Origin of the sequence: Kitasatospora sp. NPDC088391, assembly GCF_044753345.1 — a bacterium.
Lineage (GTDB): Bacteria > Actinomycetota > Actinomycetes > Streptomycetales > Streptomycetaceae > Kitasatospora.
In genome coordinates this window covers 183,719-196,858 of sequence record NZ_JBIVNB010000010.1, presented here as the reverse complement: position 1 = coordinate 196,858, position 13,140 = coordinate 183,719, and the positions used below count along the sequence as shown (strand labels likewise).

Genomic DNA, 13,140 nt, shown 5'->3' with positions numbered 1-13,140 from the left:
CTTCCGCGCGAGGGTAGGTCACCATGCTGTCGGCCCGCAGTCTGTTCCAGGAGATCCACGACGACGACCAGGCGTTCCGGCTGTTCTGCTCGATCGCCGCCAAGGGCGAGGACCAGGGCGGCTGGGAGAACGGCCGGATCGCCCGCCTGGTCCCCGACCCGGAACTGGCCCCCAAGGTCGCCCGGCACGGCGCCGACGAGGACAAGCACGGCCGGATCTTCAAGGCGCTGCTGCACAGGCGCGGCCTGACCGAGCGGGACGTCCCCGGCGACACCGACTACACGATGATCCTGGAGCGCCGGGGCATCGGCCTCGCGCACGCCCGGCTGCGCCGCGACGAGCCGCTGGCCGAGCGGGACGTGATCACCTACCTGGCGCACAGCCGGGTCACCGAACAGCGCGCCGCCGAGCAGATGCTGATGCTCAAGAAGATCTTCGGCGACCACCCCGACCTGGGCCGGGCGGTCCGGATGATCTCCCACGACGAGGACAACCACCTGGCGTTCTGCCACGAGGAGCTGCTCCGGCTGGCCCGCCTCGGCCACGGCCGGACGATCCTGGACACCCTGCAGTCCACCGCCCGGGCCGAGATCCGCACCTACCGGGACGTCAGCCTCGCCGTGATGGCGCACCTGGGCGAGCTGCTGCACTGGCCGCGCGCCAAGTCGGCGGCGCTGGCGGCGGGCATCCACGCCGTGCACGGCTACGAACGGGCGGGCGGCTGGCGGCGGATGACGACCCTTCGGATGCCGGCCAGGCGGAACGCGCTGGGCGGTCCGGCGCCGCGCGAGTCCTACGCCTGACGGCCCGGGGGCGGGCCGCGGAACGGCGACATGGACACTGGCCGGGTGACATCCGAGATCTTCCCGCACAACGTCCAGCAGGTGCTCGACCTGGTGGGCATCTTCGTGTTCGCGCTCTCCGGCGGCCTGATGGCGGTCCGCAAGAACATGGACATCTTCGGCATCTGCGTCCTGGCCGAGGCCACCGCGCTCGGCGGCGGCGTGCTGCGCGACCTGGTGATCGGCGCGCTGCCGGTGGCCGCGTTCACCAACGCCGGCTACTTCCCGACCCCGCTGGTCGCGGGCGTGGTGGTGTTCTTCCTGCACCCCGAGGTGGAGCGGATCACCCGGGCCGTGATGGTGCTGGACGCGGCGGGCCTCGGCCTGTTCTGCGTCACCGGCACCATCAAGGCGCACGACCACGGGCTCGGCGCGGTCGCCTCGGTGGCCTGCGGCATGCTCACCGCGGCCGGCGGCGGCGTGGTCCGCGACCTGCTGGCGATGGAGCCGCCCTCGCTGCTGCGCTGGGACCGGGAGATCTACGCGGTGCCCGCGCTGGTCGGCTCGGCGATCGTCACGCTGCTGATCGCCACCGGGCGGCTCACCCCGCTGACCGCCTCGCTGGCCGCCGTCGCCGCGTTCACCATGCGGATGTTCGCGCTCAAGTACGGCTGGCGCGCACCTCGTGCTTGGCACCGCAACGGTTCTCGCACCAGCGAGGAGTAGGCGAGCCGCCGTACGCCAGCGAGATCGCCTCGACCGTGCACAGCAGCTCCGGCAGCAGCTTGCTCAGCTCGGTCACCGAGGCCACCCGGACCGGCGCCGAGATCGAGCAGGCCGCGATCGCGGTGCCCTCGGTCCCGGCGATCGGGGCGGCGATGCAGTTCACCGTCTCCTGGTACTCGGCCTGGTCCACCGCCCAGCCCAGCCGGCGCACCTCGGCCAGCTCGACCCGGAACGCCTCCGGGTCGCGGATCGACTGCGGGGTGCGGGCCGGGAACTCGGCCTCCGCCAGGAACGCCGCCAGCCGCTCGGCCGGCAGGTCCGCCAGCAGCACCTTGCCCGCCGCGGTCGCCACCGCCGGGGCGCGCTTGCCGATCCGGCTGGCCTCGCCCAGCCAGCTGCGGTCCCGGTCCGGGTACTTGGCCTCGACCTTGTCGAGGTACAGCACCTCGTCGTCCTCCAGCACCGACAGGTGCACGGTGTGCCCGTAGCGCTCGTTCAGCACCGCCAGGTACGGGGCGGCGACCTGCCGGATGTCGATGCCCTCCAGCGCCTGGTGGGCCAGCGCGAACAGCCGGCCGCCGAGCCGGTAGCGCTGGTCGGACTGCCGGTGGACGAAGCCGTGCTCCTGCAGGGTGCGCAGCAGCCGCAGCGCGGTGGACTTGTGCACACCGATCCGGGCGGCGGCCTGCTCCAGCGACGCCGGGCCCTCGCCGAGCGAGGCCAGGATGGTCAGCGCGCGGTCGACCGTCTGGGACACGGCCCCTCTCCTCTCACAGCAGCGTGGCCGGAAGGCTAACGGCGCGTTGCAGAGGGTGCAATGGCCAAATCGTGACTCTTCGGCCGCCTACACTGGTCCCGCTATGGCTTACCTCGACCACGCCGCCACCACCCCGATGCTGCCCGAGGCGATCGTCGCGATGACGGCGCAGTTCGGCACGGTCGGCAACGCCTCCTCGCTGCACGCCGCCGGGCGGCGGGCCCGCCGGACGGTCGAGGAGGCCCGCGAGTCGCTCGGCGAGTCGCTCGGCGCGCGGCCCAGCGAGATCGTGCTCACCGGCGGCGGCACCGAGTCCGACAACCTCGCCGTGAAGGGCCTGTACTGGTCCCGGCGGGACGCCGACCCGGTCCGGCGGCGGGTGCTGAGCAGCCCCGTCGAGCACCACGCGGTGCTGGACGCGGTGCACTGGCTGGCCGAGCACGAGGGCGCCGAGGTCGAGTACCTGCCGGTCGACGGCCTCGGCCGGGTGCACCCCGAGGTGCTCCGGGAGGCGATCGAGCGGGCCCCGGAGAACGTCGCGCTGGTCACCGTGATGTGGGCGAACAACGAGGTCGGCACCGTCCAGCCGATCCGCGAACTCGCCGCCGTGGCCGCCGAGTTCGGCATCCCGATGCACTCCGACGCGGTGCAGGCGCTGGGCCAGGTCCCGGTCTCCTTCGCCGACTCCGGGCTGACCGCGCTCACCGTCACCGGCCACAAGGTCGGCGGCCCCTACGGCGTCGGCGCGCTGCTGCTGGCCCGCTCCGCCGCGCCCGTCCCGCTGCTGCACGGCGGCGGCCAGGAGCGCGACGTCCGCTCCGGGACGCTGGACGTGCCCGGCGCGGCCGGGTTCGCGGTGGCCGCCGGGCTCGCCGTGCGGCGGCAGCCCGGCCACGCCGCCGCGGTCGGCGTGCTGCGCGACGAACTGCTCGCCGCGGTGCGGGCCGCCGCGCCCGACGCGGTGCTGAACGGCGACCCCGGCGCGGACGGGCGGCTGCCCGCCAACGCGCACTTCTCCTTCCCCGGCTGCGAGGGCGACGCGCTGCTGATGCTGCTGGACGCGGCCGGGGTGGAGTGCTCCACCGGCTCGGCCTGCTCGGCGGGCGTCCCGCAGCCCAGCCACGTGCTGCTGGCGATGGGCGTCGACCCCGAGCGGGCCCGCGCCTCGCTGCGCTTCTCGCTCGGGCACACCTCCACCGCCGACGACGTGGCGGCGCTGGCCGCCGCGCTGCCCGGCGCGGTCGAGCGGGCCCGGCGGGCCGGGCTGGTGCGCGCCGCGCGCTGACTTCCGTCTCTTGCGGGACGTTCTGCTGTCGGACGTATTCTGGGGGCATGAACGCACCCCTCCCCGAGCGCACCGTCCGCGACCTCACCGGGATGCTGGTCCAGGCCGCGCACGCGATGAACACCCGTCTGTCGCTGGCGCTGGCCGAGATCGACAGTTCCCCGCGCAGGCACTGCGTGCTGCTGCACGCCCTGGAGGCCGAGCGGACCCAGTCCCAGCTGGCCGCCATCGCCGGGCTGGACAAGACCACCATGGTGGTGACCGCCGACGAACTGGAGCGGGACGGTCTGGCCGAGCGCCACCCGTCCGCGACCGACCGGCGGGTGAAGGTCATCCATGTCACCCCGGCCGGCGCCGCGCTGGTGCGGCGTGGCGAGGCGATCGTCGACCGGGTGCACGGGGAGGCGCTGGGCGAACTGTCGGCGGGGGAGCGGCAGGTGTTCGTGGACGCGCTGGACCGGCTGCAGCAGGCGGCGGAGGTCCCGATGGTGGGGGAGGGCGGCGTGGTGCGGAGGCCGCGGCGTTCGCGACAAGGCTGATGCTCCCGTTTTAGATCGTCTATTAAAAAACCATCTGCTACGGTCTCTCTCGTCGGGATCGCGCATCCGCGCACCCCCCGGGAGGGAGACACCCATGTCCGAACACTCGTCACGCGCCCGTTGGTCGGCCCTGGCCGTGGTCTGCGCAGGCATGCTGATGGTGATCCTGGACGGCTCCATCACCACCGTCGCGCTGCCCGCCATCCAGCAGGACCTGCACTTCGGCCCGGCCGGACCGGCCTGGGTGGTGGACGCCTACGTGATCGCCTTCGGCGGACTGCTGCTGCTGGCCGGCCGCCTCGGCGACCTGCTCGGCCGCCGCCGGATCTACCTCGCCGGCATCGCCGTGTTCACCGCCGCCTCCGTGCTCTGCGGACTCGCCACCACCCCCGCGATGCTGATCGCCGCCCGCTTCCTGCAGGGCGTCGGCGGAGCGATGACCTCCGCCGTCGGCCTCGGCATGGTGGTCGCGCTGTTCCCCGACCCCGCCGGGCGGGCCAAAGCCTTCGGCGTGGTCGGCTTCACCGGCGCGGCCGGCGCCTCGCTCGGCCAGGTCCTCGGCGGCGTCCTCACCCAGGGCCTCGGCTGGCACTGGATCTTCTTCATCAACCTCCCGATCGGCGCCGCCGCCGTGTCGGCCGGCCGCCGCCTGCTCGCGGACGACCGCGGCCCCGGACCGGGGGCCGGCGCCGACGCCCCCGGCGCGGTGCTGGTCACCGGCGGCCTGATGCTCGGCGTCTACGCCATCGTCGAGGGCGGCGCGGGCAGCCGGACGGCGGTCCTGGCCGCGGCCTCGATCGCACTGCTGGCCGCGTTCCTGCTCCGGCAGGCCCGCGCCGCCACCCCGCTGCTGCCGCTGCGGGTGCTCGCCTCGCGCACCACCGCGCTGGTCAACGTGATCCAACTGCTCATGCTGGCCGCGCTGTTCGGGTTCCAGATCCTGCTCGCCCTGTACCTGCAGAACGTCCAGCACTACAGCGCGCTCGCCACCGGCCTGGCCATGCTGCCCGCCGCCCTCACCATCGCCGTCGTCTCCCTGCTGCTCGCCGCCCGCACCATCGCCCGGCTCGGCGAACGCCGCACCCTGCTGCTCGGCCTGGCCCTGCTCACCGTCGGCATCGCCCTGCTGGTCCGGCTCCCCGCCGGACACCTCGACTACGCCCGCGACGTACTGCCCACCCTGCTGAGCGCCGCCGGCTTCGGCCTCGCCGCGACCGCGCTCACCGCCCTCGGCATGGCCGACGCCCGCCCCGAGGACGCCGGGCTGCTCTCCGGCCTGCTCAACACCACCCAGCAGGTCGGCGCGGCGCTCGGCGTCGCCGTCCTCACCGCGCTGGCCGGCGGCCCCGGGGACGGGGTCGCGGGCTACCGGCTGGCCTTCGGCACCGGAGCGGCACTGCTGCTCACCGCCCTGCTGCTGGCCCTCGCCCTGCCCCGGCAGCGCCCCGCCGGGGCCGCGCCCGCCGCCGCCGGGGCCGCGCCGCCCGTCCTGGCGCACGGCTGAGCGGCCGGGCGGGGGCAGCGGGGAAGGGGGTGGGAGATCGGTGGAGGGGCTGATGGGGGGATGGGGCGGATCGGCCGAGAGGGGTGGCAGGGCGGTGGCAGAGGGAGGGCAGGGTCGCCGAGGCGGATCGGCTCGGGCGGTGGGGACGGAGTGGTGAGGACGGGGGTGGGAGATCGGCCAAGGGGTGCAGCAGGGCGGACCGGCGGAGGAGCTGGGGGTCGGGGGTGGCAGGGCAGGGGCGGAGGGAGGGCAGGGGTGGCGGGGCGGGGCGGATCGGCTCGGGTGGCGGGGAGCGGTGGAGCGGGGGAGCGGCCGGGCGGTGGAGGAGGCGGGGAGCGGCGGGGCGGATCGGCTGCGGGGGCCGGGCCGGGCCCCGTTACGCTGGAAGCCTTATGACTGACTTCCCCGGCGCCCCGACCACCCCGTCCACCGGCCGCCTGCGCGTGCTCGCCGCGATGTCCGGCGGCGTCGACTCCGCCGTCGCCGCCGCCCGCGCGGTGGAGGCCGGCCACGAGGTCACCGGCGTCCACCTGGCCCTCGCGAGCAACCCGCAGTCCTTCCGCACCGGCGCCCGCGGCTGCTGCACCCTGGAGGACTCCCGGGACGCCCGCCGCGCCGCCGACGTGATCGGCATCCCGTTCTACGTCTGGGACCTGGCCGAGCGCTTCCGCGAGGACGTCATCGACGACTTCGTCGCCGAGTACGCCGCCGGGCGCACCCCCAACCCGTGCCTGCGCTGCAACGAGAAGATCAAGTTCGCCGCGCTGCTCGACAAGGCGATCGCGCTCGGCTTCGACGCCGTCTGCACCGGCCACTACGCCCGGATCGCCGACCGGCCCGACGGCACCCGCGAACTGCACCGCGCCGTCGACGCCGCCAAGGACCAGTCCTACGTGCTCGGGGTCCTCGACGCCGAACAGCTCGCGCACTCGCTGTTCCCGCTCGGCGACACCACCAAGGACGTGATCCGCGCGGAGGCCGAACAGCGCGGCCTGGCCGTCGCCAAGAAGCCCGACAGCCACGACATCTGCTTCATCACCGACGGCGACACCCAGGGCTTCCTGGCCGAGCGCCTCGGCACCGCCACCGGCGACATCCTCGACACCGACGGCACCAAGCTCGGCGAGCACGACGGCGCGTACGGCTTCACCATCGGCCAGCGCAAGGGCCTGCGGCTCGGCCGCCCCGCCGCCGACGGCAAGCCCCGCTACGTCCTCGACATCTCCCCGGTGAACAACACCGTCACCGTCGGCCCGGTCGAGGGCCTCGACGTGCACGCCCTCACCGCCATCCGCCCCCGCTGGTGCGGCGCCCCCGCCACCGGCGAGGGCCGCTACACCGCCCAGCTCCGGGCCCACGGCGAAGAGGTCCCCGTCACCGCCACCCTGGCCGACGACCGACTGCACGTCCGCCTCGACACCCCCGCCCGCGGCATCGCCCCCGGCCAGGCCGTCGTGCTGTACGACGGCACCCGGGTGGTCGGCTCCGCGACCATCGCGGGCACCGAACGGGCCGTCGCCGTCTAGCACTTCGGCCAGGTCGGCCAGGTCGGCCAGGTCGGCCCGGCGGGGTCACTCGAAGTCGTGCTCCTCCGTCGTCACGTGCGGCAGGCGGGGCAGCCGGGGCGGGCGGGGCGGGCGGTGGGCGAACGGTTATCGGGTTGACCGGGGCGCGGCGGGGGGTGGTAGGACTGGGGGCACTATGAACATCACCGTCTTCTGTTCCGCGCATCGGCTCGACAAGAAGTACACCGTTCCGGCGGCGGAGTTCGCCCGGCTGTTGGGGGAGGGCGGGCACACGCTGGTGTGGGGCGGGTCGCGCGCCGGGCTGATGGGGCAGCTGGCGGACGGGGTGAAGGCGGCCGGGGGGCGGCTGGTCGGGATCTCGGTGGAGTTCCTGCAGCACAAGGTCTACAAGGGCGCGGACGTGATGGTGACCACGCCCGACCTGGCGGCGCGGAAGGCCGAGCTGCTGGCGCACGGGGACGCGCTGGTGGTGCTGGCCGGCGGGCTGGGGACGCTGGACGAGGTCACCGAGGTGCTGGAGCTGAAGAAGCACGGCATGCACGACAAGCCGGTGGTGCTGCTGGACACCGAGGGCTTCTACGCGGGCCTGCGGCTCCAGCTGGAGCGGATGGACGCGGAGGGCTTCCTGCCGCGCCCGCTCGCCGAGCTGGTGGTCTTCGCGCGGACCCCCGCCGAGGTCCTGGCCCACCTGAACGCCCACCGGAACTGAAGGAGACAGCGATGGGTGCCCACCTGATCACCGGAGCCGGCTCCGGCATCGGCGCGGTCGTCGCCGACCGGCTCGCCGAACGCGGCGAGGAGCTGTGGCTGCTGGCCCGCGACGCGCGCCGGGCCGCCCAGCTGCGCGAGCGCCACCCCGACGCGCGGACGCTGGTCGGCGACCTGGACGACCCGGCCAAGCTGTCCTGGGCGTTCGGGCACCAGGCGCTGCCGGTCGAACTGGACTCGCTGCTGCACATCGCCGGGGTGGTGGAGCTCGGTGAGATCGGCGACACCCCGGTCAAGGCCTGGCAGCACCAGCTCAACGTCAACACCGTCGCGCCCGCCGAGGTCACCCGCCTGCTGCTGCCCTCGCTGCGGCTGGCCCGCGGCCACGTGGTGTTCGTCAACTCCGGGGCGGGGCTGCGCGCCGACCCGACCTGGGGCTCGTACGCGGCCAGCAAGTTCGCGGTCCGGGCGCTGGCCGACGCGCTCCGGCAGGAGGAGCACGGCCACGGCGTCCGGGTCACCACCGTGTACCCCGGGCGGACGGCCACCCCGATGCAGGAGAAGGTGCACCGGCAGGAGGGCAAGGAGTACGACCCGGAGCGCTGGATCGCCCCGGAGTCGGTGGCCACCGCGATCCTCGCCGCGCTGGACCTGCCGCTGGACGCCGAGATCACCGAGATCACCGTCCGCCCCGGCCGGTAGCGGCGGCCGGTAGCCGCGGCCGGGCGAAAACCCGTACCGGGCGGCAGCCCCGCCGGGCCAGAATGCCGCCCATGGACGACAACACGGCGGAGCGCCTGACGGCCGCGGCCCGGCAGGCCCGGGACAGCGAGGACGACCAGGACGGCCACGCCTACTGGGGGCTCCTCGACGAGGCGCTCGTGGCGGACGGCGGGGCGGCCGCGCTGCGGACCGGCACGGCCCTGCTGGCCGCCGCCGACCCGCTGGCGCGCCAGGTCGGCTGCGACCTGCTCTCCGGCGCGGCCGACCGGTACGCCCCCGCGCGCGGCCCGGTGGCCGAGGCGCTGACCGCGCTCGCCGCGACGGAGACCGCGGTCGGGGTGCTGCGCTCGCTGGCGGCCGGCCTGGGGCGGACGGCGGACCCGCGGGCCCTGCCCGTGCTGCTCCGGCTGGCCGGGCACCCGGACGCCGAGCTGCGCTTCCACGTCGCCTGCGCGCTCGGCTCCGTCGAGGACGGCGGCCCCGACGGGGAGGACGTGCGCGCCCTGCTCCGGCTCACCGCCGACGAGGACGCCGAGGTCCGCAACTGGGCGGTCTTCTCGCTGGGCTGCCTGCGCGACCACGACACGCCCGCCGTCCGGGCGGCGCTGTGGCGGTGCGCCGAGGACGCGGACGCCGAAGTCCGGCAGGAGGCCGCGCGCTGCCTGGCCCGGCGGCACGCCCCCGGCACGGTGGAGCTGGTCGCCCGGCTGCTGGCCGACGACGGGCCCGGCACCCACCTGCTGGAGGCCGCCGAGATCCTCGGCGACCCCGCGCTGCTCCCCGCCCTGCGGGCGCACGGCGACGGGGCCGGGACGGAGGAGGCCGTCGCCGCCTGCGACCCCGCCCGGCGGGCCCGGACCGAGGACGACGCCTGGGCGCTCGTGCGGGAGCTGGAACGGCTGCGCCCCGGCCTCGGCGCCGCGCTGCACGCACCGCGCCACGACTCCGTGCACGCCCTGCGGGTGACCGTGCCGGGGGCGGACCGGGACGGGTACGCCGCCGCCGACCTGCTGGAGCGCGCCGACGGCGACCCGGCCCGGGCGGCCGGGCTGCTGCTGGCCGACCTCGCCGGATGAGGGCCGGGGCCACCGGAGTGCGTACCCTCTCCGTGTGACTGACGTGGACGTGTTCGCCGAACTGGCCGGAGCCGCGACCGGAGTGGGGTCGATGCCCGGCGCGGACGTACGGGAGATGGCCCGGGGGGTGGCGGCCGAGCTGGAGCAGCTGCCGCACCTGCCCGAACTGCCGGGGCGCGGGCCCGGGGCGGACATGATCGGCCGCGGCGCCGGACTGCTGACCGAGCTGTTCGTGCAGACCGAGCCCAGCGGCTGGCGGTTCACCGACCGGCCCGGCCGGGACACCCGGCGGGCCGTCTCCTGGCTCGGCGAGGACCTGGACGCGCTGGAGGAGTACACCCAGGGCTACGCGGGCCTGCTCAAGGTGCAGGCCGTCGGGCCGTGGACGCTGGCCGGGTCGATCGAGCTGAAGCACGGCGAGAAGGCGCTCAGCGACCCCGGGGCCTGCCGGGACGTCGCGGGCTCGCTCACCGAGGGCCTGCGCCGCCACCTCGCCGACGTCCGCCGCCGGGTGCCCGGCGCGACGGTGGTGCTGCAGCTGGACGAGCCGCTGCTGCCCGCCGTGCTGGCCGGGTCGGTGAAGACCGCCAGCGGCTTCCAGCGGCTGCGCGCGATCGACCGCCAGGTCGCCGAGCAGACGCTGCGCGAGGTGATCGGCGGCCTCGACGCGCCCGTCCTGGTGCACAGTTGCGCGCCCGGGGTGCCGATCCCGCTGCTGCGCCGGGCCGGTGCGGCCGGGATCTCGCTGGACTTCTCGCTGCTGACGGAGCGTCACGACGACGACCTGGGCGAGGCGGTCGAGGGCGGCACCCTGCTGCTCGCCGGAGTGGTGCCGTCCACCGACGCGACACCCGCCGAATCAAAAACGGTGTCCGACCCGGCCGGTAGTGTCCAGGGTGTCAGGACGCTGTGGCGCAGGCTGGGGCTGGCCCCCGAACTGCTGGGCCGCCGCGTGGTGGTGACACCGACGTGCGGATTGGCGGGGGCCTCCCCGGCGTACGCGCGGCGGGCGCTGGCCGCGGCGGTGCGGGCCGCCCGGAGCCTGGTGGACAACCCGGAGTGACGAGCGAGGAGGACGGCGCGGTGGCGGCTGTGGAGGGCTGGGAGGAGATTCCGGCGGAGGTGCGGACGCGGCACGCCGAGCTGGCGACCGAGATCCAGGAGCACCGGGCCCGGTACTACGACCAGGACGCCCCGGTGATCAGCGACGGCGAGTTCGACGCCCTGATGCGGGAGTTGGAGGCACTGGAGGCCGCGCACCCGGTGCTGCGGACGCCCGACTCGCCGAGCCAGCAGGTCGGCGGCGGGACGAGCGCGCAGTTCGCCCCCGTGGTGCACCGCGAGCGGCTGCTCAGCCTCGACAACGCGATGGACGACGAGGAGCTGGCGGCCTGGGCCGAGCGGGTCGCCGAGGAGCTGGCCGGCATCGACTACCACTACCTGTGCGAGCTGAAGGTCGACGGCCTGGCCGTCAACCTGACGTACGAGCGCGGCGAACTGGTGCTGGCCGCCACCCGCGGCACCGGCACGGTCGGCGACGACATCACCGCCAACGTCCGCACCATCGAGGGCGTCCCGCACCGGCTGCACGGCGAGGACCTGCCGGAGCTGGTGGAGGTCCGCGGCGAGGTCTACCTCTCGAACGCGGCCTTCGACGCGCTGAACGCCGCCATCGCGGAGGAGAACGAGCGCCGCCGGCTGGAGAACGTGGAGCGCGCCGCGGCCGGCAAGCGGCTGCTGGCGATGGGCAAGCTGTACATGAACCCGCGCAACGCCGCGGCCGGTTCGCTGCGCCAGAAGGACCCGCTGATCACCAAGTCCCGCGGGCTGCGGATGGTGGTGCACGGCATCGGCGCCCGGACGGGCTTCGCCATCGACTGCCAGTCGCACGCCTACGAGCTGCTGCACGGCTGGGGCCTGCCCACCGCCCGGCACAACAAGGTGGTCGGCACGCTGGACGAGGTCCGGGCGTTCGTCGCGCACTTCGGCGAGCAGCGGCACTCCGTCGAGCACGAGATCGACGGCGTGGTGGTCAAGGTCGACGAGATCGCCCTGCAGGGCCGGCTCGGCTCCACCTCCAAGTCGCCGCGCTGGGCGATCGCCTGGAAGTACCCGCCGGAGGAGGTCACCGGCAAGCTCGCCGACATCAAGATCGGCATCGGCCGGACCGGCCGGGCCACCCCGTACGCGATGCTGGCCGAGCCGGTGAAGGTGGCCGGCTCGATGGTGCAGTACGCCACCCTGCACAACCAGCAGATCGTCAAGGCCAAGGACGTGCTGATCGGCGACACCGTCGTGCTGCGCAAGGCCGGCGACGTGATCCCGGAGATCCTCGGCCCGGTCTACGACCTGCGGGACGGCACCGAGCGGGAGTTCGTGATGCCCGCCGAGTGTCCGGAGTGCGGCAGCCCGCTGCGCCAGATGTCCGAGGGCGACATCGACCTGCGCTGCTCGAACGCCCGGTACTGCCCGGCCCAGATCCGCGAGCGGATCGCCTTCCTCTGCGGCCGCCAGTGCCTGGACGTCGAGGGCCTCGGCTACGTCGCCGCCACCGCGCTCACCCAGCCGCTGGCGCCGGCCGAGCCGCCGGTGCGCACCGAGGGCGACATCTTCGGCCTGACCGAGGAGCAGCTGCTGCCGATCAAGGTGCTGGTGCGCGACCAGAAGACCGGCATGCCCAAGCTGGACGACGAGACCGGCGAGGAGAAGGAGGTGTTCTTCTTCGCCAACAACGCGGGCACGGCCAAGAAGAACACCACCACCATGCTGGAGAACCTGGCCGGGGCCAGGGACCGCCCGCTGTGGCGCTTCCTGAACGGCCTGTCGATCCGGCACGTCGGCCCGGTCTCCGCCCAGGAGCTGGCCCGCGAGTTCCGCGACCTGGACCGGATCTTCGCCGCCGAGGAGGCCGAGCTGGCCGCCGTCGAGGGCGTCGGCCCGACCATCGCCCGCTCGATCAAGGAGTGGTACGCGGAGGACTGGCACCGGGAGGTCCTGGAGCAGTGGCGGGCCGCCGGGGTGGCCTTCGTCGAGGAGGGCGGCGAGGAGCCGGGCGAGCGCCCGCTGGAGGGCCTGACCGTGGTGGTCACCGGCACCCTCGCCGGGCACACCCGGGACGGCGCCAAGGAGGCGCTGACCTCGCGCGGCGCCAAGGTCACCGGCTCGGTTTCGAAGAAGACGCATTTCGTGGTGGTCGGCGACAATCCCGGATCGAAATACGACAAGGCGGTGCAACTCGGCGTCCCCGTGCTGGACGACGCGGGCTTCACCGTGCTGCTCGACCGGGGGGCCGACGCCGCCCGGGCCCACCTCGGCCTGGAGCCGCTCGCCCCGGCCGAGCCCGCGGCCGAGCCCGCGGCCGGGCCTGCGGACGGGCCTGCGGACGGGCCCGCGGCCGGGGCGGAAAAGGCGGAAAAGGCGGAAAAGGCCGCGGAAGAGCAGGAGGAGCCGGTTTCCTGACGGGTCGTTATCGTCCTGATGCCGCGTCAGCCGGGTGTTCGAGAGCGAAATCGGG

At 74.7% G+C, this 13,140-nt stretch carries 12 protein-coding genes; 11 read left to right on the top strand and 1 reads right to left on the bottom strand.

What is annotated here, in order from left to right; genetic code table 11:
* Window positions 1-23: 23 nt before the first annotated feature.
* Entirely contained in the window at window positions 24-803 is a 780-nt protein-coding gene (locus tag ACIQBJ_RS27285; RefSeq protein WP_400715645.1) for a ferritin-like domain-containing protein, read from the top strand.
* A gap of 45 nt (window positions 804-848) precedes the next feature.
* Window positions 849-1,508 carry a trimeric intracellular cation channel family protein gene (locus ACIQBJ_RS27280; protein WP_400715643.1) on the top strand — a complete coding sequence of 220 codons (660 nt, stop codon included), beginning with the start codon at window positions 849-851 and terminating at the stop codon, window positions 1,506-1,508.
* Here ACIQBJ_RS27280 and ACIQBJ_RS27275 read toward each other — a convergent pair.
* Window positions 1,444-2,265, bottom strand: coding sequence for an IclR family transcriptional regulator (locus tag ACIQBJ_RS27275; RefSeq protein ID WP_400715641.1), 822 nt, complete (start codon window positions 2,263-2,265; stop codon window positions 1,444-1,446). The two genes, ACIQBJ_RS27280 and ACIQBJ_RS27275, sit on opposite strands and share 65 nt — an antisense overlap.
* Window positions 2,266-2,368: 103 nt before the next feature.
* Between ACIQBJ_RS27275 and ACIQBJ_RS27270 the strand changes: the two genes are divergently transcribed.
* The 9 genes from ACIQBJ_RS27270 (at window position 2,369) to ligA (ending at window position 13,085) form a co-directional block, all read left to right on the top strand.
* Window positions 2,369-3,550 carry a cysteine desulfurase family protein gene (locus ACIQBJ_RS27270; protein ID WP_400715639.1) on the top strand — a complete coding sequence of 394 codons (1,182 nt, stop codon included), beginning with the start codon at window positions 2,369-2,371 and terminating at the stop codon, window positions 3,548-3,550.
* A 47-nt stretch (window positions 3,551-3,597) separates the two neighbouring features.
* Window positions 3,598-4,089 carry a MarR family winged helix-turn-helix transcriptional regulator gene (locus tag ACIQBJ_RS27265; RefSeq protein ID WP_400715637.1) on the top strand — a complete coding sequence of 164 codons (492 nt, stop codon included), beginning with the start codon at window positions 3,598-3,600 and terminating at the stop codon, window positions 4,087-4,089.
* 94 nt (window positions 4,090-4,183) lie between these two features.
* A complete protein-coding gene (locus ACIQBJ_RS27260; protein ID WP_400715635.1) occupies window positions 4,184-5,593 on the top strand; it encodes an MFS transporter in 1,410 nt (469 codons plus the stop codon).
* A gap of 392 nt (window positions 5,594-5,985) precedes the next feature.
* Window positions 5,986-7,119 (top strand): tRNA 2-thiouridine(34) synthase MnmA, encoded by a 1,134-nt coding sequence (mnmA, locus tag ACIQBJ_RS27255; RefSeq protein ID WP_400715633.1) that lies wholly within the window; start codon window positions 5,986-5,988, stop codon window positions 7,117-7,119.
* Window positions 7,120-7,294: 175 nt separating this feature from the next.
* Complete coding sequence (locus ACIQBJ_RS27250; protein WP_400715631.1) at window positions 7,295-7,828, top strand: TIGR00730 family Rossman fold protein; 534 nt, start codon at window positions 7,295-7,297, stop codon at window positions 7,826-7,828.
* Between the two features lie 11 nt (window positions 7,829-7,839).
* Window positions 7,840-8,529 (top strand): SDR family oxidoreductase, encoded by a 690-nt coding sequence (locus tag ACIQBJ_RS27245; protein ID WP_400715629.1) that lies wholly within the window; start codon window positions 7,840-7,842, stop codon window positions 8,527-8,529.
* 71 nt (window positions 8,530-8,600) lie between these two features.
* Window positions 8,601-9,626, top strand: coding sequence for a HEAT repeat domain-containing protein (locus tag ACIQBJ_RS27240; protein WP_400715627.1), 1,026 nt, complete (start codon window positions 8,601-8,603; stop codon window positions 9,624-9,626).
* Window positions 9,627-9,717: 91 nt separating this feature from the next.
* Window positions 9,718-10,689, top strand: coding sequence for a methionine synthase (locus tag ACIQBJ_RS27235; protein WP_400715829.1), 972 nt, complete (start codon window positions 9,718-9,720; stop codon window positions 10,687-10,689).
* A 20-nt stretch (window positions 10,690-10,709) separates the two neighbouring features.
* Complete coding sequence (ligA, locus tag ACIQBJ_RS27230) at window positions 10,710-13,085, top strand: NAD-dependent DNA ligase LigA (RefSeq protein WP_400715827.1); 2,376 nt, start codon at window positions 10,710-10,712, stop codon at window positions 13,083-13,085.
* Window positions 13,086-13,140: the final 55 nt, after the last annotated feature.

What these genes read in the sequence shown, in the direction of transcription:
- ACIQBJ_RS27270 (WP_400715639.1), top strand. Translation starts at nt 2,369, where the DNA reads ATGGCTTACCTCGACCACGCCGCCACCACCCCGATGCTGCCCGAGGCG.
- mnmA (WP_400715633.1), top strand. Translation starts at nt 5,986, where the DNA reads ATGACTGACTTCCCCGGCGCCCCGACCACCCCGTCCACCGGCCGCCTG.
- ACIQBJ_RS27260 (WP_400715635.1), top strand. Translation starts at nt 4,184, where the DNA reads ATGTCCGAACACTCGTCACGCGCCCGTTGGTCGGCCCTGGCCGTGGTC.
- ACIQBJ_RS27235 (WP_400715829.1), top strand. Translation starts at nt 9,718, where the DNA reads ATGCCCGGCGCGGACGTACGGGAGATGGCCCGGGGGGTGGCGGCCGAG.
- ACIQBJ_RS27285 (WP_400715645.1), top strand. Translation starts at nt 24, where the DNA reads ATGCTGTCGGCCCGCAGTCTGTTCCAGGAGATCCACGACGACGACCAG.
- ACIQBJ_RS27240 (WP_400715627.1), top strand. Translation starts at nt 8,601, where the DNA reads ATGGACGACAACACGGCGGAGCGCCTGACGGCCGCGGCCCGGCAGGCC.
- ACIQBJ_RS27245 (WP_400715629.1), top strand. Translation starts at nt 7,840, where the DNA reads ATGGGTGCCCACCTGATCACCGGAGCCGGCTCCGGCATCGGCGCGGTC.
- ACIQBJ_RS27265 (WP_400715637.1), top strand. Translation starts at nt 3,598, where the DNA reads ATGAACGCACCCCTCCCCGAGCGCACCGTCCGCGACCTCACCGGGATG.
- ACIQBJ_RS27250 (WP_400715631.1), top strand. Translation starts at nt 7,295, where the DNA reads ATGAACATCACCGTCTTCTGTTCCGCGCATCGGCTCGACAAGAAGTAC.